The sequence below is a fragment of the Pseudomonas sp. B35(2017) genome, from assembly GCF_002113645.1.
Lineage (GTDB): Bacteria > Pseudomonadota > Gammaproteobacteria > Pseudomonadales > Pseudomonadaceae > Aquipseudomonas > Aquipseudomonas ekonensis.
Map to the genome: position 1 here is coordinate 111,284 of NZ_NEIZ01000002.1, position 17,152 is coordinate 128,435.

15 protein-coding genes are annotated in these 17,152 nt (G+C 64.4%); 3 read left to right on the forward strand and 12 right to left on the reverse strand.

Annotation, left to right across the window (positions count from 1 at the left end; translation table 11 throughout):
* Positions 1-191 precede the first annotated feature (191 nt).
* The 8 genes from mtr to CAG41_RS04130 all read right to left on the reverse strand — a co-directional run bounded on the left by mtr (position 192) and on the right by CAG41_RS04130 (position 9,124).
* On the reverse strand, positions 192-1,460 hold the full coding sequence (gene mtr, locus CAG41_RS04095) for a tryptophan permease (RefSeq protein ID WP_085706798.1): 1,269 nt from the start codon (positions 1,458-1,460) through the stop codon (positions 192-194).
* Positions 1,461-1,567: 107 nt separating this feature from the next.
* The gene (locus CAG41_RS04100; protein ID WP_085629447.1) at positions 1,568-2,893 is read right to left on the reverse strand and encodes an amidase family protein; all 1,326 of its coding nucleotides are present in this window, start codon (positions 2,891-2,893) and stop codon (positions 1,568-1,570) included.
* Positions 2,894-2,925: 32 nt separating this feature from the next.
* Positions 2,926-4,626, reverse strand: coding sequence for an NAD(P)/FAD-dependent oxidoreductase (locus CAG41_RS04105; protein ID WP_085580196.1), 1,701 nt, complete (start codon positions 4,624-4,626; stop codon positions 2,926-2,928).
* Between the two features lie 28 nt (positions 4,627-4,654).
* Entirely contained in the window at positions 4,655-5,134 is a 480-nt protein-coding gene (locus tag CAG41_RS04110) for an aromatic-ring-hydroxylating dioxygenase subunit beta (RefSeq protein ID WP_085636534.1), read from the reverse strand.
* On the reverse strand, positions 5,118-6,389 hold the full coding sequence (locus CAG41_RS04115; protein WP_256575519.1) for an aromatic ring-hydroxylating dioxygenase subunit alpha: 1,272 nt from the start codon (positions 6,387-6,389) through the stop codon (positions 5,118-5,120). The genes CAG41_RS04110 and CAG41_RS04115 overlap by 17 nt, the downstream gene beginning before the upstream one ends.
* A gap of 41 nt (positions 6,390-6,430) precedes the next feature.
* The gene (locus tag CAG41_RS04120; RefSeq protein WP_085580202.1) at positions 6,431-7,363 is read right to left on the reverse strand and encodes a PDR/VanB family oxidoreductase; all 933 of its coding nucleotides are present in this window, start codon (positions 7,361-7,363) and stop codon (positions 6,431-6,433) included.
* A complete protein-coding gene (locus CAG41_RS04125) occupies positions 7,360-7,776 on the reverse strand; it encodes a DUF4440 domain-containing protein (protein ID WP_085580204.1) in 417 nt (138 codons plus the stop codon). The genes CAG41_RS04120 and CAG41_RS04125 overlap by 4 nt, the downstream gene beginning before the upstream one ends.
* Positions 7,757-9,124 (reverse strand): MFS transporter, encoded by a 1,368-nt coding sequence (locus CAG41_RS04130; protein WP_085580206.1) that lies wholly within the window; start codon positions 9,122-9,124, stop codon positions 7,757-7,759. The genes CAG41_RS04125 and CAG41_RS04130 overlap by 20 nt, the downstream gene beginning before the upstream one ends.
* A gap of 105 nt (positions 9,125-9,229) precedes the next feature.
* Between CAG41_RS04130 and CAG41_RS04135 the strand changes: the two genes are divergently transcribed.
* On the forward strand, positions 9,230-10,117 hold the full coding sequence (locus CAG41_RS04135; RefSeq protein ID WP_085580208.1) for a LysR family transcriptional regulator: 888 nt from the start codon (positions 9,230-9,232) through the stop codon (positions 10,115-10,117).
* A gap of 62 nt (positions 10,118-10,179) precedes the next feature.
* Here the strand turns inward: CAG41_RS04135 and glpD are convergent, their stop codons facing one another.
* The 4 genes from glpD to CAG41_RS04155 all read right to left on the reverse strand — a co-directional run bounded on the left by glpD (position 10,180) and on the right by CAG41_RS04155 (position 15,308).
* Positions 10,180-11,718 carry a glycerol-3-phosphate dehydrogenase gene (gene glpD / locus CAG41_RS04140; RefSeq protein WP_085706722.1) on the reverse strand — a complete coding sequence of 513 codons (1,539 nt, stop codon included), beginning with the start codon at positions 11,716-11,718 and terminating at the stop codon, positions 10,180-10,182.
* Positions 11,719-12,022: 304 nt separating this feature from the next.
* Complete coding sequence (locus tag CAG41_RS04145) at positions 12,023-12,778, reverse strand: DeoR/GlpR family transcriptional regulator (protein ID WP_085580212.1); 756 nt, start codon at positions 12,776-12,778, stop codon at positions 12,023-12,025.
* 96 nt (positions 12,779-12,874) lie between these two features.
* Positions 12,875-14,377 carry a glycerol kinase GlpK gene (gene glpK / locus CAG41_RS04150; RefSeq protein ID WP_085580214.1) on the reverse strand — a complete coding sequence of 501 codons (1,503 nt, stop codon included), beginning with the start codon at positions 14,375-14,377 and terminating at the stop codon, positions 12,875-12,877.
* A gap of 79 nt (positions 14,378-14,456) precedes the next feature.
* On the reverse strand, positions 14,457-15,308 hold the full coding sequence (locus CAG41_RS04155; protein ID WP_085580216.1) for an MIP/aquaporin family protein: 852 nt from the start codon (positions 15,306-15,308) through the stop codon (positions 14,457-14,459).
* A gap of 362 nt (positions 15,309-15,670) precedes the next feature.
* Between CAG41_RS04155 and ybaK the strand changes: the two genes are divergently transcribed.
* Both ybaK and CAG41_RS04165 read left to right on the forward strand, forming a co-directional pair.
* A complete protein-coding gene (ybaK, locus tag CAG41_RS04160; RefSeq protein WP_085580218.1) occupies positions 15,671-16,141 on the forward strand; it encodes a Cys-tRNA(Pro) deacylase in 471 nt (156 codons plus the stop codon).
* A 98-nt stretch (positions 16,142-16,239) separates the two neighbouring features.
* Complete coding sequence (locus CAG41_RS04165; protein WP_085580220.1) at positions 16,240-17,022, forward strand: PhzF family phenazine biosynthesis protein; 783 nt, start codon at positions 16,240-16,242, stop codon at positions 17,020-17,022.
* The last annotated feature ends 130 nt before the right edge of the window (positions 17,023-17,152 follow it).

Genomic DNA, 17,152 nt, shown 5'->3' on the forward strand with positions numbered 1-17,152 from the left:
CTCCTGTCGTGTCGGCACGGCAGGCATTCGTCGGAAGAGTGTAGAGCATGAGTCGTGCCAGACCAGTTGCGCTGGTTCAACTCATTGATTTGATTGGGGATTAACTTTTTGTGATGGCGTTTTTTCGCCTTTCTGATCCGGTTAACCGAACCGACCGTCGGGTCGCGTTCGGAAAACCGAATGGCAGAGGATCAGCGCCACACCGGCAACAGATCCAGGGTGTACAGCAGGTGCGACACCGCGCAGGCCACCCCGAACAGCAGCACCAACGCGATCATCGGCGTGCCGCCCCATACCCGGTAGCGCGGGCTGTCGAAGCGGATGCGCGAAGCACGTGCCAGCAGCGCCGGGGTGATGACCGCCCAGACGGTGGCAGCGAGGCCGGCGAAGCCGATGGCGTGGAGAAAGCCCTCCGGCCACAGGAACCCGCACAGCATCGGTGGCAGGAAGGTGACGGCGGCGGTCTTCAGGCGGCCGGCGGGGCGGTCGTCGAACTTCAGCACGTCGGCCAGGTAGTCGAACAGGCCCAAGGTCACGCCGAGGAACGAACAGGCCACGGCGAAGTTGGAGAAGAACGTCAGCAGCAGGTCGACGTTCGCGCTGTCGAGCCGCGAGCCCAGCGCACTGATCAGCACGTCGATGTTGCCGCCTTGCCGGGCGATGTCCTTGAACGCTTCGCGGGGGATGTTGCCCATGCTGCACAGCATCCACACCAGGTACAGGCCCAGCGCGATCAGGGTGCCGCCCACCAGGCAGGCGCGGATGCGCCGCGGGTCCTTGCCGTAGTGCTTCATCAGGCTGGGCACGTTGCCGTGGAAGCCGAACGAGGTCAGGCAGAAGGGCAGCGTCACCAAGAGGTACGGCCAGTAGCGGTGGTCGCCGTCGCCCAGGTTGAGCAGCGTGACGGGCTGCACATGGCCGAGCAGGCCGCCGAAGGTCAGGAAGAAGGCGAGGATCTTGGCGCCGAACACCAAGGTGGTCATGCGGCTCACCGCCGAGGTGCTGAGCCAGACGGTGAAGGCCACCAGCACGGTGAACGCCAGCCCGGCAACCCGTGCGGACAGCTCGACGCCCATCGACTGCGCGGTGTGGTGGATCACCGAACCGCTGGCCGAAATGTAGGCGTAGGTCAGGGTGTAGAGCACGAACACGATGCTCAGGCCGTTGAGTCGGTTCCAGGTGCGGCCGAGCAGGTCCCGGGTGATGGTCGAGAAGCTGGCGCCTTCGTGGTAGTTGAGGTTGGCCTCCAGGATCATCAGGCCCGAGTGCAGGGTGCAGAACCAGGCGAACAGCAGCACCGCGACCGAGCCGTGGAACCACAGCCCGGACATGACCACCGGCAAGGAGAACATGCCGGCGCCGACGATGGTGCCGCCGATGATCATGGCGCCGCCGAGCACCGAGGGCGAACGTCCGAGTGCGGCGGGTGAAGCGGATGAAGCAAGTGATGTGGCACGCATGGCGGGGCCTGCATAGGTATTGTTATGGAGGGTGCGGTGCATCAGTGACATCCCTGATGGCCGATGCACCGCTTTCGCGGGCAAGCCCGCTCCCACAGGGGCTGGGTTCAGCTGGTGCCCAGCCAGGGCGACAGCCGGCGTACGTGCGCCAGCAGCACCTCGTCCTGCCCCGGCAACGCATCGAACGACAGGCCCACCGGCAGCGCCCCTTCGGCCGCCACCGGCACGCTGATGCTCGGCGCCGCCAGGTTGCTGGCCGGGTCGGTGTTGCGCACGAACCGCTCGAAATGGCTTTCGTCCGCGCAATCGCCCAACAGCGGCGCACTGCACGCCACCGTCGGGTAGGCGATCAGATCCAGCCGATTCCCGGCGAACAGCGCACGGTATTCCTGCTCCAGCCGCACTTTGCCCATCAATGCCTGCACGTAGTCGGTGTAGGAGATCGCCGGGCTTTCCAGCTGGGCGGTGAGGGTCCTGCGGATGGCCGGGTCGGCGATCTGCGCGAGGATGTCGAGGAACGCCCCGCCGCGCCCTTCCTTCATCAGGAAACGCGGGAAGTCGATGAAGAACTCATAGATCGGCAACGGAAACTGGATGCACTCGTTGATCTCGCCGAGGGCCGCGTCGTTGACCGGCACGATCTCCGCGCCCCGGTCGGCCAGCGCGTCGATCGCGCGCCGGCAGTCGCGGCGCACGTTGTCATCCAGGTCCGACCAGAAGAAACGTTCCGGAATGCCGATGCGCAGCGGCCGGTTTTCCGGCTGTGGGGCAGGGCCGCGGCCGGTCAGGTGATGGTGGACGAACTGGCAGTCTTCCACGGTGCGGGTCAGCAGGCCCGGGGTGTCCTTGGTCTGGGAGACCGGCACGATGCCGTCCACCGGGTAGGCGCCGGTGGTGGGCCGCAGGCCGACGATCCCGCAGAAGGCCGCCGGGATGCGCACCGAACCGCCGGTGTCGGTGCCCACCGCGCACGGCACCAGCCCGGCGGCCACGGCAGCGGCGCAACCGCCGCTGCTGCCGCCGGCGCTGCGGCGCTCGTCGGCCGGGTTGGCCACCGCGCCATGGGCGTGGTTGGCCGAGGTCACGCCGAACGACAGTTCGTGCATGTTGTTCTTGCCCACGACCTGCGCACCCAACCGGCGCAGATCCGCCACGATGCCCGCGTCCGCCTGCGGCACGTAACCATTCAGGCCCGGCGTGCCGGCGGTGGTCGGCAGGCCACGGACATTGATGTTGTCCTTGAAGGACACCGGCAGCCCGTAGAGCGGTGCGCTGCGGTCCGCCGCAGGCGATGCCGGGTCGAAGGTGATGAAGCTGTTCAGGTGCTGCGCGTCCTGGTGCCGTTCGCGCAGGTCCTGCCGCCAGGCGTCGGGGCAGAGGTCGCCGGCGCGGAAACCGGCGACGAGGTGTTCAATGGATAAGCGACTGTTCATGGAAAGTCTCGGCGAAAGGGAGAGGGGCCCGGTCAGCAATAGCGGTACTGGGGCATCAGGCCGTCCAGGGGATTGCCGTCGATCAGGTCGCCGCCCAGGCTGCTGATCACCGCGCAGGCCGTGTTCAGGGCGGTCTGGATCGAGCCTTCGGCCCAACCGCCGGTGAACGAGGCGCCGCAGCCGGCCAGGTACAGGCCGGTGTCTTGGCTGGCGTCGAGGGCGGTGCGGAACTGGTAGAACAGGCGCTCGGAATAGATGTCGTCGCCGGGGAAGTTCAGCTTGAACGCGCCCAGGGCGTGCTTGTCGGTCAGCCAATCGTATTCGAGCACGTAGCGCCCGTAGTCGCCGTTGAGCGGCACCAGGTGGCGGGCGAACTCCGGCGCGCTCATCGCCAGCTCGTCCACCAGGCGCAGGCAGCGCTGCACCTTGTCGGTCATCGAGACCATCTTGTGCGAGTCGTCCTCCCACGTGTAGCTGATCAGCACCACGCCCCAGGAATCCGGATCCTGCGGGGCGTAGTCCAGGCAGTACACACCCTTGACCAGGGTGTCGGTCTGGATGTTGTGCGCCAGGCCATGCTTGAGCCAGAACTTGTCCTTGGTGAGGATGAACAGTTTCGACGAGCCGACCATGTGGGTTTCGTTGATCGCCCGGGCCACGTCGCGGTTCACGAACGTCTGGTCCTGGGTGAGCTTGAGGTTGACCTGCAGGGCGCGGGTCGTGGCGGTGGTGATCACTCGGTCGCAGGCGTAGGTCTCGCCGTTGCTGCCGGCCAGCAGGATCTGGCCGTCCGCATCCTTGTCGATCGATTCGATGCGGGTGCGGCAGATCATGTCGCGCAGCTGCATGCCGTTGAACGAGGTGTCGGCGATCAGTTCCGCCAGCGTCGAGATGCCGTTGGGCACCAGCCGTTGGTTGACCTCCAGCCCGTTGACCACCAGGCGCAGGATCTCGGTGAAGGACGCCCGGTACACCGACTGGAAGCCGCCGGAACCGATCCCCAGGGAACCGAACAGGTGGAAGTCCTCCGGCTTGCGCCAGGCCTTGCCGCCCGGCGGGTTCTTGCCGGTGAAGATGCGCACCATCGCCGAGTAGAACGAGCTGTCGCCGAAGCAGTCCAGGTAGCGTTGCCATTCCGGCTGCACTTCGCAGTAGTTGTGCTGCTTGAGCAGTTCGGTCAGCAGCAGGGGCGGGGCCAGGCGAGTGCCGTCGTCCAGGGTCGCGCCCTCGCTCAGGAACGCGCTCCAGCCCTGGTGCACGGTGCGGAACAGCGCCGGCGGCGGCTGCATCGCCGGCCAGTGGTGGGTTTCGCCGCGGTAGTGCAGTTCGGTGTCGACCACGCCCGGGTCGGGAAAGGTGTTGGTGGTGTGGATGCCGAAGCGGTTGAGGTAATGGAACAGCCCCACCTCGCTCGGCGGGAAGCGCATAGCGCCCATCTCGGCGATGAACTGCGGTTGCTCTTCGTCGAAGCACTGGGTCAGCAGGCGGCCGCCGATGTGGCTCGGTTCGGCTTCGAACAGGGTCACGCGGCGGGCGCCGGCGCGCAGCAGTTCATAGGCGGCCACCAGCCCGGTCAGGCCGGCGCCGATGATGCCGATGTGCTTGTCGGCGCTTTCAGGCGGCAGATGCCCGATGGCCTTGTCGGCGTTGCGCAGGAACTGGCCGTAGTCGTACAGCAGGTCGACGTAGGGGAAAGACAGGCACGCGGCGCCCTGGCTGGAGTCGTTGTTCATGGGAGTCACAGGGGGAATTCTCGGTCGGTCAGATGATGAGTTGCAGGCTTTCGAGGGCGCGGGCGGGGTTGAGCAGCAGGATCTTTTTGCCCTGGATCTTCCACTGGCCGTCGAGGTGGATCAGCCGGTGCTCGACGGTGACGGGGTAGTGCCATTCCTGATCGCCGCGGGCCTCGCAGTACATCAGGTTGCTGCTGGCGGTCGCGCTGTAGGACGGCTCCTCGACGGTGATCCGCGGCCGCTGGGCGATGTGCAGGCAGCGGCTTTTCGGCTGCTGGGAAAAGTTGCGGGCATTGGCCAGGCGGTTGATGCGCAGGGTGGTCAGGAAGCGGTCTTCGTACACCAGCGAGGACTCGTGCAGCGGGCTCCGCTGCTCACGGGTCATGGGGATCCAGTAGGTGTAGTCGTCGCTCAGCAGCTTTTGCCAGGCGTCGAAGTCCTGTTGGTCGAGCAGGTGCATTTCGGTCTCGAGCAAGCGCTCGACGGCCCGTTCAGTGGGTTCGTGCATGGTCGTCCCGCATCAGGTTTTGCCAGTGGTCGTAGAAGTTGCGCATCGCCCGTTCGCTGGTGCCGGACACCACGCGGGTCTCGTCGTGGGCCTCGCCCGGCGCGAACAGGCGGGCGACGTTGACCCATTCGTTGGCGTCGCTGCGCAGGCCCTCGGTGGCGCGCTCGTACATCTCCACGTCGTCGTGGGCGACCATCGAGCACGGTGAGTTGATCAGGTTGTTGTACTGCACGGTCCGTTCGAGCAACTGCACCGGGGCGCCTTGCAGTTCGAAGATCCACGACTCGACGATGGTCTCCGTCGCGCTGACCGGGCGGATCACCCGCAGGGTCTGGATCGGGCCCTTGACCATCAGGTTGGGGAAATAGACGGTGTTGTGCCGGGTGTCGTCGAGGATCGCCTGGGCCTGTTCTTCGCCGTAGCTCTCGACCATCAGGTCCCAGTAGCCGGGAATGCTGGTGTAGGCCTTGTGGATCGAGTTGCTGACCCCGGTGTGCCCGTGGCCGTTGGGCCAGACGCGGATGCCCATGCCGGCGAAGAATTCATAGGAGCCCATGAACGGCGAGAACAGCTCCACCGCCATCGGCACCGGAAGGTTCTGGTCGCCGGTTTCCTTCCACAGGCGGATGGCTTCGCCGGCCGAGGATTCGTGGGCGATCATCGGGTGGCAGGTGTCGGTCTGGTTGTCGACCACCATCTTCCAGTTGCAGCGGTGGCGGTGCAGCAGCGGCTGGCCGACCACGCGCAGTTCGCCCTTGGGCGAGCGCATGACCATGTTGTCTAGGGTCGACAGCGACTCGCCGAAGAATTCCTCGAAGCCGATGCCGGTCTCGTTCAGGCGCACAAACACGAAACCACGGTAGTTGCGTACCGCCGCCACCTGGCGCATGCCTTTGCCGGCCGAACAACTGCTCAGGTCGCAGTCGTCGTATTCCTTCTTCACCGGGATGCTCATCAGCTCGCCGTCGGTCTTGAACGTCCAGGCGTGGTACGGGCAGCGCATGAAGCGGCCGACGTTGCCGCGGGCTTCGGCCAGCACCTTCACGCCCTTGTGCGGGCAGCGGTTGTGCAGCACCACGATGTCGCCGTTCTTCTGGCGCACCATGGCCAACGGCTGGGCGGCGAGGGTGGCGGTGAAGTAGTCGCCGGCCTCGGGGATCAGGCTGTCGTGGCCCAGGTAGCACCAGCTGGCGGCAAACACCCGCTGCTGTTCCTGTTCGAAAAGTCGCTGATCAAGGAACAGAGACTTGTGCACTTCTCTGCCATTGAAATAGTTGTCCAACGGGGGTGTCCTCTTCAGATCGCCAGCTTCAGGCGGGAGCTCTTCGCCCGGGAGACGCAGGGATACATCCGTGCGCTGCAGGCCGCTTCTTGTTCGCTCATGATGAAATCGCGGTGATCGACGTCGCCTTCGAGCACGTCCAGCGCGCAGACGCCGCACTCGCCCCGGCGGCAGTCGTAGATCGGATCGAGGCCGGCGGCCTCCAGGGCTTCGAGCAGGGTCTGGCCGGGGCCGACCTCAAGGCTCACGCCGGACTCGGCGGCCTCGACCGTGAAGCCTTGCGCACCGTCGTCCTTGGCGAGGTTGAACACTTCCAGGTGGATGCGCTCGCGGGGCAGGCCGGCGCTTTGGGCGTGGCTCAGGATTTCGCTGAGCATCGCGGCCGGGCCGCAGACGTACAGGCGGTCCTCGGGGGTGAGGTCGGCGAGCACTTGGCCGAGCGCCGGACGCTGGCCGGACAGGTGCAGGTTCATCCGATCCTGCAGCAGCGTGCGCAGGTCGTCGGCGTAGGCCGCGTCCTCGGCGCTGCGGGCGAAGTAGTGCAGGTGCGCAGTGCGCTCCAGCGCCGTCAGGTGGCGCAGGATGCCGGTCAGCGGCGTGATGCCGATGCCGCCGGCGATGGCGATGTCCCGGCCGGCCTCGACGCTGAGCGGGTAGTCGAAGGTGTTGAACGGGCCGTCGAGCTCGACGGTGTCGTCGACCTTCAGCGAGCGGATGTAGCGGCTGCTGGGCGAGTCGTCCGAGAGGCGGACGGCAAAGGTGAAACGCCCTTCGGCGGCCTCGTCCAGCTCCACCGTCGAGTAGTGGCGCCAGTCGCCGGATTCAGGCATCCGCCATTTGAAATGGGCACCGGCATGGGCCGAGGCGGCGGGGGCCGCCGGGCCGCTGACGGTGATTTCCTTGATGGACGCCGACAGCATCCGGCAGTGGGTGACGGTGAACTTCATGCCGGGGTTTCCTGGGGCAAAGGCGTTTCGTGCAGGTACAGCCATTGGGTGCTGTGGTGGTGCACGCGCAGGATCGCCACGGAAATGCGCGAGGTCTCGCGCTGGTTCTGGTGATGCGTTTCCTTGTAGCGCAGGGCCACGGTCGCGCCTTCGCGCCAGACGGTGTGCAGGTCGCTGATGACGATCTCCAGGCCCGGACGGGCGCCGACCGCGCCCTTGAACAGTTGTTCGACCTGGGCCCGGCCGACCACGGCGGCGGAGGTGGTGACCATGCTGAAGTCTTCGGTGAAGACATCCATCAGCGGGGCGATGGCGGCTTCGCCGGTGCCGTCGGCATCGGTGAAGACACGGTGGATCAGCTCATGCACGTGATGGACGCTGTGGCGCGCTTGTTCAACCGGGTTGTTGTTCATGGCATTCCTTTGGAGGGTTCAGTTGGCTCATGTGGAACAGTGGGAACAGCCCGGCCAGCGCGGCGATCGCGAAGGTCGCGTGATAGGCCGGGGTGGAGTCGAGCTGTTTGAGCAGCAGGTTGTAGATCATCAGGAACAGGGCCGCGCCGACGCTGAAGGACATCTGCCGGTTGATGTTCCAGATCACGCTGGCCTTGTGCGTGTCGCCGCCCTTGAAGTCCATCAGCGACGTGGTCTGCGCGGTGTTGGCGCCGATGCCGCCGCCGGTGCCCATCAGGCAGTAGGCGATCACGATCACCCAGGTGTCCGTCGGCGCGTCCACCAGCATCAGGGTGGCGATGCCGGCGCTGTGCAGGAGCATGCCGAGGGTGAACAGGCGCTTGGCGCCGACCCGGTTGTAGACCCGGCCGCAGACCGTCATCGCGATGAACGCGCCGGCGGCGTAGAGGATCATGAACATCCCGGTCAGGCGGGCGCTGAAATGCAGGGTGTTCTGCAGGAAGAAGATGCTCATCAGGTTGACCCCGGTGAACACGCCGGGAATCGCGTAATAGATGAAGATCGAGGTGCTGAGCCTTTTGCTGCGCAGCAGGCTCAGGTCGATGATCGCGTCGCGGGTGCGGCGGTAGTGCAGCAGGTACAGCGCGACGAACATCAGGCCCGCCGCCAGGCAAGCGAGGGCGGTGGCGGCCGGGTAGTCGCCGCCGTACAGCGACATGCCCATCAGCAGGCTGCCGAGGGCGGCGCTGACCAGCAGCAGGCCGACGATGTCGGGGCGGGCCAGGCTGGTCGGTTTGGTCTCCCGGATCCAGAACCACGACAGGCCGGCGGCGATCAGCGAGAACGGGATGTTGCTGTAGAACACCCAGCGCCATGAACTGGTGTCGACGATGATGCCGCCGACGGTGGGCGAAATCGCCGGGGCGATCAGGGCCACGGCCATCACCATCGTCGAGATCTTGGCCCGCTGTTCGCCCTGGAACAGGTTGAAGGTCAACGCCTGGCCCACCGGAATCAGCAGGCCGCCGCCGATGCCCTGGACGAAGCGCCAGATCACCAGTTCATGGAAGCTGTCGGCCAGGCCGCACATCCACACGGAACCGGTGAACACCAGCATCGAGAGGGTGAGGATCTCGCGGCTGCCGAAGCGGCCGGCCAGCCAGGTGCTGACGGGAATGATCAGGGTCAGGCCCAGAATGTAGGCGTTCGCCACCCAGGCCACGGAAGAACTGCTGACCTGCAAAGTTGCCGATATGCTCGGCAAGGCCACGGCCGACATGAATATGTTTATGCAGTCAATAAAAAAGCCGATCAGAAAGATCAGCGCGATTTTGTAGCGATAGTTCATGTTGTTTCCTCTTTCCCGTCAAGCATAGGGGCGATGGACTTGGGGTGTCGATACGACTATGCTTAAAACAATGTTTGAAAGGATTGAACAGTGAACTCTACCGCCATGCATTCTCATCTTAATCGGGTTCAGACATTTCTCGCGGTGGTCGATTTCGGCTCCTACACCAAGGCCGCGAATTACCTGAGTATCAGCAAAGCCATGGCCAGCCTGCATGTCAAGGCGCTGGAGGAAGTTCTTTCGGCGACCCTGCTGATCCGCAACACCCGCAGCATATCGCTGACTGAAATAGGCCAAGACTTCTATGAAGAGTTCAAAGGCATTGTCGCGGATATCGACAATGCCTTTGATAATGTATTGAAGGGCAATAACCGGGTGTCCGGAAAGTTACGAATCAGTTCGACCAGCGAATATGGCGAGCGCTATATATTGCCGTTGATTCCCTTGTTTATAGAACGTTATCCGGAAGTGCGCCTGAGCTATAACTTCAACTCTTCGTTGAATGATCTGGTGGCCGAAAAACTTGATCTGGTGATACGCCTCGGCAACCTGGCCGACTCGGCGTTCAAGAGCCGCAAGCTGGCAGACTACGACATCGTGCTGGTCGCCACGCCCGCGTTCCTGGAGCGTCATCCTGTGGCGCAGCCCCAGGACCTGAACGGCGTGCCGTGGATCGCAAACAGCAATCTGCAGGCGCCGACCCAATGGCTGTTGCGCGATGCCCAAGGCATCGGCAGCGAGATTCACGGCACCAGCCATTTCGAATCCAACTCCTCCACGGCGATCCGCTCGATGACCTTGTCGTCGCTCGGCGTGTCGGTGCTGCCGGGCTGGGTGGTCGAGGACGACATCGCCAGCGGTCGCCTGGTCCGTTTGTTGCCGGATCATGCGCTGCCGTCGCAGTCGATCAACGTGGTGTTCCCCAACACCGCGCACCTGCCGCACAAGTCCCGGGCGTTCATCGATTTCCTGCTGCTGCACCTGGCTGACTGACGAGGCACAAAAAAGCCCCTGAATCCTGCGATTCAGGGGCTTTCGTTTGAGCGCTGCCCGGATCAGGCCGCTTCGGTCTTGCTGCGGTTCTGCTCGACCTTGTTCAGGTAGGCCGCCAGCTTCTGCTGCTCGTCGGCAGTGGTGAACAGGCCCAGCTTGCTGCGGCGCCACAGGATGTCCTGTGCGCTGGTGGCCCACTCTTCGCTGCACAGGTAATCGACTTCGCGGGTGTAGAGCCCGCCGCCCAGGTGCTCGCCCATGTCGGTCAGGGTCTCCACGCCTTCGAGCATGCGCCAGGTGCGGCTGCCGTAGGTGGTGGCCCAGCGACGGGCGATCTCGGTCGGCACCCAGTCGTACTTGTCGCGGATCAGCGCGCACAGCGCCTGCGGGGTGGTCATGTCTTCGCCGCCCGGCAGGGTGGCGCCGGCGGTCCAGCTCGGGCGCATCTGGGTGAAGTACGGCATCAGTTGCGCCATCGCCGACTCGGCCAGCTTGCGGTAGGTGGTCAGCTTGCCGCCGAACACCGACAGCAGCGGCGCCTCTTCGCTGCCGCCGGACAGCGCCAGGGTGTAGTCGCGGGTCACGGCCGACGGGTTGTCGGACTCGTCGTTGCACAGCGGACGTACGCCCGAATACGTGTGCAGGATGTCTTCGCGGCCGATCTGCTTCTTGAAGTGGGCGTTGACCACTTTGAGCAGGTAATCGGTTTCGCCGTCGGTGATCGCCACCTGCGCCGGGTCGCCGGTGTATTCGCGGTCGGTGGTGCCGATCAGGGTCAGGCCGTTGAGGTACGGAATGGTGAAGACGATGCGCTGGTCCTCGTTCTGCAGGATGTGCGCGTGATCGCCTTCGTACAGCTTCGGCACGATGATGTGGCTGCCCTGGATCAGACGGATGCCGTAAGGCGATTCCATCTTCAGGTCGTCGCGGATGAACTTGGCGACCCATGGGCCGGCGGCGTTCACCAGGGCCTTGGCGGTGATCGAGAACAGGCTGCCGTCGGCGCGTTCCAGGTGCAGGTGCCACAGGCCCTTGGTGCGGCGGGCGCTGACGCAGCGTGTCCGGGTGTGGATGTGCGCGCCTTTCTCGCGGGCGGCCATGGCGTTGAGCACGACGAGGCGGGCGTCATCGACCCAGCAGTCGGAGTATTCGAAACCCTTGCTGATTTCGCTCTTCAGCGCGCTGTCGGCGCCGAACTTCAGGCTCTTGGAGCCAGCGAGCTTTTCCCGCTTGCCGAGGTGGTCGTACAGGAACAGGCCGGCGCGGATCATCCAGGCCGGACGCAGGTGCGGGCGGTGCGGCAGCACGAAGCGCATCGGCTTGACGATGTGCGGCGCCTTGGCCAGCAGCACTTCGCGTTCGGCCAGGGCTTCGCGCACCAGGCGGAATTCGTAATGTTCGAGGTAGCGCAGGCCGCCGTGGATCAGCTTGCTGCTGGCCGAAGAGGTGTGGCTGGCCAAGTCGTCCTTTTCGCAAAGGAACACCGAGAGGCCGCGACCGGCGGCATCCGCTGCGATCCCCACGCCATTGATCCCGCCGCCGATCACGGCGATGTCGTAGACCTCGGAAAGAGGGGGCGTAGGCAAGGTAGAAGTGGGCATCGGCGGGCCTCGGGATCTTTTAGTTTTCTGTTTGGAAATCGAACATGAATGTTCATTTGCGAAAATGGTAGCCCATAAAGTCGCGCGCAGCCAGTCGCCTTCGATTGAAAAAACTCATCGAAGGGCGGCCAAAAGAAAATATTCGAACATGAAGTGCGCGTTAGAGCGCGGATGGGGGCGCCTGTGAGATCGCCATCGCGGGCAAGCCCGCTCCCACAGGGCTTTTGTCGTTCACAGAGCTGATGACACTGTGGGAGCGGGCTTGCCCGCGTGGCGTCAGTGAAGACGCCGAGCAACGAAGGGGTCAGACGACTTCCAGGCGAACCTTGTGCTGGTTCAGCAGTTGCATCAGCGCCGGCACCGGCTGCTGGTCGGTGACCAGGCAATCGATCAGGCTGATCGGGCCGAGGCGGATCATGGCGTTGCGCCCGAACTTGCTGGAGTCGGCCGCCAGGATCACCTGCCGGGCATTGGCGATGATCGCCTGGGACACCCGCACTTCCTGGTAGTCGAAGTCGAGCAGGCTGCCGTCCTCGTCGATGCCGCTGATGCCGACCAGGGCGAAGTCCACCTTGAACTGGTTGATGAAGTCGACGCTGGCCTGGCCGACCACGCCGCCGTCGCGGCGCACATTGCCGCCGGTCAGCAGCACGTCGAAGTCATCCTTGGCGCTGAGCATCGAGGCGACGTGCAGGTTGTTGGTGATGATCTTCAGGTGGCTGTGGTTGAGCAGGGCACGGGCGATGGATTCGGTGGTGGTGCCGATGTTGATGAACAGCGAGGCGTGATCGGGGATCTGCGCGGCGATGGCTTCGCCGATGCGTTGCTTTTCGTCGCGCATCTGGTCGGCGCGCATCGCATAGGCGGTGTTTTCGACGCTGGAGTCGTAGGCGGCGCCGCCGTGGTAGCGGCGCAGCAGGTTGGCTTCGGCGAGCTGGTTGATGTCGCGGCGGATGGTCTGCGGGGTGACTACGAACAGCGTGGCCATTTCCTCGATGCTGACATAGCCGCGTTCGCGGACCAGTTCGAGGATTTGCTGCTGACGGGGAGGCAGATTCATGGGGCTTCCTTTGGGCTGCCGTGCAAAATTTGCCCATGATGCCGCAGGAATCACCTCCCGGCCAAGTTCGGACCCTATCGGGATCTCAAGCTTGGCTTATTCAGCGTCTTCGCGCTCCCAGTCGCGGGTGCGGCTGACGGCCTTTTTCCAGCCCTTGTAGAGCTTTTCCTTGGCGGCTTCGTCCAGGGTCGGCGCGAACTCGCGTTCGATCACCGCCTTGTCGCGCAGCTCGTCCAGGCTGCCCCAGAAACCGCACGCCAGGCCGGCCAGGTAGGCGGCGCCGAGGGCGGTGGTCTCGCGCATTTTCGGGCGCTCCACCTGGGTGCCGAGGATGTCGGCCTGGAATTGCATCAGGAAGTTGTTGGCCACGGCGCCGCCGTCCACGCGCAGGGCCTTGAGGCGTTCGCCGGAGTCCTGCTGCATGGCGTCGAGCACGTCGCGGGTCTGGTAAGCGATCGACTCCAGCGCGGCGCGGATGATGTGGTCCACGCGCACGCCGCGGGTCAGGCCGAACAGGGCGCCGCGGGCATACGGATCCCAGTACGGCGCGCCCAGGCCGGTGAAGGCCGGCACCAGGTACACGCCGTTGCTGTCCTTGACCTTGTTGGCGAAGTATTCGGTGTCGTGGGCGTCGTTGACGATCTTCAGCTCATCGCGCAGCCACTGCACGGTGGAGCCGCCGTTGAACACCGCGCCTTCCAGGGCGTAGGCCACTTCGCCGCGTGGGCCGCAGGCGATGGTGGTGAGCATGCCGTGCTGCGACTTCACCGCTTTGTCGCCGGTGTTCATCAAAAGGAAGCAGCCGGTGCCGTAGGTGTTCTTCGCCTGGCCTGGCTCCACGCACATCTGGCCGAACAGGGCGGCTTGCTGGTCGCCGGCGATGCCGCCGATGGCGATGCCGCTCTTGGTGCGGCCGTAGATTTCCGACGAGGCCTTGACCGGCGGCAGCATCTCGCGCGGGATGTCCAGCAGTTCCAGCATCTTGGAGTCCCACTCCAGGGTGTGGATGTTGAAGAGCATGGTGCGCGAGGCGTTGGTGTAGTCGGTGACGTGGACCTTGCCGCCGGTGAATTTCCAGATCAGCCAGCTGTCGACGGTGCCGAACAGCAGCTCGCCGTTGCGCGCGCGTTCGCGGCTGCCTTCGACATTGTCCAGGATCCACTTCAGCTTGGTGCCGGAGAAGTACGGGTCGGTGACCAGGCCCGTGGTGTCGCGGATGTACTGCTCGTGGCCGTCGCGCTTGAGCTGCTGGCAGATCTCGGTGCTGCGGCGGCACTGCCAGACGATGGCGTTGTACACCGGGCGGCCGGTGTTCTTGTCCCAGACCACGGTGGTCTCGCGCTGGTTGGTGATGCCGATGGCGGCCACCTGGTCGTGGTGCAGGCCGGCCTGCGCCAGGGCTTCGACCATCACCGCGCTCTGGGTGGCGAAGATCTCCATCGGGTCGTGTTCGACCCAGCCGGCTTGCGGGTAATGCTGGGCGAATTCGCGCTGGGCGGTGCAGACCACGTTCGCGTCGCGGTCGAAGATGATCGCGCGGGAGCTGGTCGTACCCTGATCGAGGGCAATGATGTAGTTCTTGTTCTGTGTGTCGGTCATGTCGATTGCCTTGGACGATAAAAAGGGAGAGTGGGCCGGGGCGCAGGTTCGCAAGGGGCAGGAACCTGCGCCGACGGGATCAAGAGGTTCTCGGTTTGCCGTCAATGGCCGGTTCTGCATCCTTTGTAGCAGGTGTGGCGCCGGTCAGGTGACGGGCGATGAGCCCGCGGTACCCGGCGGCGCCGAGGCAGGCACCGACGATCGGTGCGAAAACAGGAATCAGGAAATACGGAATGTCGCGTCCGCCGGTGAAGGAAATTTCACCCCAGCCGGCAAAGAAAGTCATCAGCTTGGGGCCGAAGTCGCGGGCCGGATTCATCGCGAAGCCGGTCAGCGGGCCCATCGCGCTGCCGATCACGGCGATCAGCAGGCCGATCAGCAGCGGCGCCAGCGGGCCTTTCGGCAGGCCGTTGTTGTCGTCGGTCAGGGACATGATCACGCCCATCAGGATCGCGGTGATGATCACCTCGACCAGGAACGCCTGGGCGGTCGACAGCACCGGGTTCGGGAAGGTCGAGAACACGCCCGCCAGTTCCAGGCTGGCCGGGGTGCCGCGCACCATGTGGTGGGTCTGTTCGAAATCGAAGAACAGGTTGCTGTACAGCGTGTACACCAACAGCGCGCCGCAGAACGCGCCGGCGACCTGGGCAAGGATGTAGAAGGGCAGCTTGCGCTTGTCGAAGTCGGCGAACAGGGTCAGCGCGATGCTCACGGCCGGGTTCAGGTGCGCGCCGGACACGCCGGCGGTGAGGTAGATCGCCATGCTCACGCCGACGCCCCAGATGATGCTGATTTCCCACAGGCCGAAACTGGCGCCCGCGACCTTGAGCGCCGCGACGCAGCCGGTGCCGAAGAAGATCAGGAGTGCAGTACCCAGAAACTCGGCCAGGCACTGGCCCGAGAGTGATGGTTGCCGTAACGCAGTTGTCATTGAAAACCTCGGTTCTTTTTGTTGTCTGGCGCGGTTGCCGACGGGGCAAGGCGCGATTTTCACCGGGGCAGGATCCCCATCCTGTTCCCGGTCTGCTGCTGGGTGCTGCGGTGAAGACATTTGCTGCATTATTCAGATTCGAAAAAATATAGACAAGAAACACTGCTGTCAAAGGTCGAAAGTGAACCGTCGGTCACAAATAAACTATCAGTCGCATGAATGATCGGGCGGGCGATTTTCCGCCTGCGCGTGAAACGTGTCTGCAGGCCACAGGAATCGTGGCTTGTGGTAGAGCCTTTTGCGCTTCGATGGCCTAGAATCCGGCGCATCGCTTTTCCCTGACCGCCGAGCCTGGAGCTGCCATGACCCCTGCGTTGGACTTGTTGAAAAAAGTTCGTGCCGAACATCGCGTGCACAGTTACGAACATGATCCCAAGGCGGCCTCCTACGGGCTGGAGGCCGCGGAAAAGCTGGGGCTGGATCCGGCTCAGGTGTTCAAGACGCTGCTGGCGGCCAGCGAAAAGGGTGAGCTGCTGGTGGCGGTGGTGCCGGTCGTCGGCAGCCTCGACCTCAAGGGGCTGGCCCACGCGGCGGGGGTGAAGAAAGTCGAAATGGCCGATCCTGCGGCGGCGCAACGCTCCACGGGATATTTGCTCGGCGGCATCAGCCCGCTGGGGCAGAAAAAGCGCCTGCGCACGTTCATCGACAGCTCGGCCCAACCTTTTGCGACCATTTATGTCAGCGCTGGCCGCCGTGGGCTGGAGGTCGAACTGGCGCCGACGGTGCTGGCCGAACACACCCAGGCCCGGTTCGCCGACATCGGCCGCGCGTAAGACGCATCGACTCTGTATGACGGAAATCGGCGGACTCTGTCTCTGGCGCGGAACCGGTCGCCACGGCATGCTCGGCCGACAGACAAAGGGAGAAGGTTATGCAGCTAGCGTTTCATCAGGTCGATGCGTTCAGCGATCGGCCGTTCAGCGGCAATCCGGCGATGGTTTACCGGCTCGATGCCTGGCTTGCGGACGATCTGATGCAGAAGATCGCCGCCGAGCACAACCTGGCGGAAACCGCGTTTCTGGTGCGCGAAGGGCAGGCCTGGCACATCCGTTGGTTCACGCCGACCACCGAGGTTCCGCTGTGCGGCCATGCGACCCTGGCCAGCGCCCATGTGCTGTTCGACATCTATAAGGAAACCGTCGAACGTCTGGACTTCACCTGCAAGTCCGGGCCGTTGAGCGTGAGCCGCGAAGGCGACACGCTGTGGCTGGACTTCCCGGCCATCGAAGCAGTGGAGCGGGGCGTCACCGTGGAGATCGAGCGGGCGCTGAACGTTCAGGCGGTGGATGTCCTGAGTTCCAACGAGTTGATGGTGGTGCTGGAGTCGGAGCAGGCCGTGCTCGACTGCAAACCGGACATGGCCGCCCTGGCCAAACTGCCGTGGCTGGGCGCCATCGTCACCGCGCGGGGCAGCCAGCATGACTTCGTCTCGCGCTACTTTGCCCCGGCCATCGGCATCAACGAAGACCCGGTCACCGGTTCCACCCATTGCAGCCTGATTCCCTACTGGTCCAAGCGGCTGGGCAAAACCCGCCTCACCGCCTGCCAGCGTTCGGCGCGGGGCGGGGAACTGTTCTGCCGGCTGGAAGGCGAGCGGGTGAAGATCGGTGGGCATGCGACGCTGGTGGCCAGCGGCACTTTGACGCTGAAGTAGCCTGCAAGCGATGGCGTCGGCACTGCCGATATCTGGGTGACTGACTCCCCGCCATCGCCAGCAGGCTGGCTCCCACAGGGATCACGGTGTTCGCAGAATCCCTGTACACCACAATAACCTGTGGGAGCTG

Excerpts from the sequence above, each read along its gene's own strand:
- CAG41_RS04155 (WP_085580216.1), bottom strand. The coding sequence starts at position 15,308 with ATGACAACTGCGTTACGGCAACCATCACTCTCGGGCCAGTGCCTGGCC.
- CAG41_RS04100 (WP_085629447.1), bottom strand. The coding sequence starts at position 2,893 with ATGAACAGTCGCTTATCCATTGAACACCTCGTCGCCGGTTTCCGCGCC.
- CAG41_RS04120 (WP_085580202.1), bottom strand. The coding sequence starts at position 7,363 with ATGAAGTTCACCGTCACCCACTGCCGGATGCTGTCGGCGTCCATCAAG.
- glpD (WP_085706722.1), bottom strand. The coding sequence starts at position 11,718 with ATGCCCACTTCTACCTTGCCTACGCCCCCTCTTTCCGAGGTCTACGAC.
- mtr (WP_085706798.1), bottom strand. The coding sequence starts at position 1,460 with ATGCGTGCCACATCACTTGCTTCATCCGCTTCACCCGCCGCACTCGGA.
- CAG41_RS04105 (WP_085580196.1), bottom strand. The coding sequence starts at position 4,626 with ATGAACAACGACTCCAGCCAGGGCGCCGCGTGCCTGTCTTTCCCCTAC.
- CAG41_RS04135 (WP_085580208.1), top strand. The coding sequence starts at position 9,230 with ATGCATTCTCATCTTAATCGGGTTCAGACATTTCTCGCGGTGGTCGAT.
- CAG41_RS04125 (WP_085580204.1), bottom strand. The coding sequence starts at position 7,776 with ATGAACAACAACCCGGTTGAACAAGCGCGCCACAGCGTCCATCACGTG.
- CAG41_RS04145 (WP_085580212.1), bottom strand. The coding sequence starts at position 12,778 with ATGAATCTGCCTCCCCGTCAGCAGCAAATCCTCGAACTGGTCCGCGAA.
- ybaK (WP_085580218.1), top strand. The coding sequence starts at position 15,671 with ATGACCCCTGCGTTGGACTTGTTGAAAAAAGTTCGTGCCGAACATCGC.
- CAG41_RS04165 (WP_085580220.1), top strand. The coding sequence starts at position 16,240 with ATGCAGCTAGCGTTTCATCAGGTCGATGCGTTCAGCGATCGGCCGTTC.
- CAG41_RS04130 (WP_085580206.1), bottom strand. The coding sequence starts at position 9,124 with ATGAACTATCGCTACAAAATCGCGCTGATCTTTCTGATCGGCTTTTTT.
- CAG41_RS04110 (WP_085636534.1), bottom strand. The coding sequence starts at position 5,134 with ATGCACGAACCCACTGAACGGGCCGTCGAGCGCTTGCTCGAGACCGAA.
- glpK (WP_085580214.1), bottom strand. The coding sequence starts at position 14,377 with ATGACCGACACACAGAACAAGAACTACATCATTGCCCTCGATCAGGGT.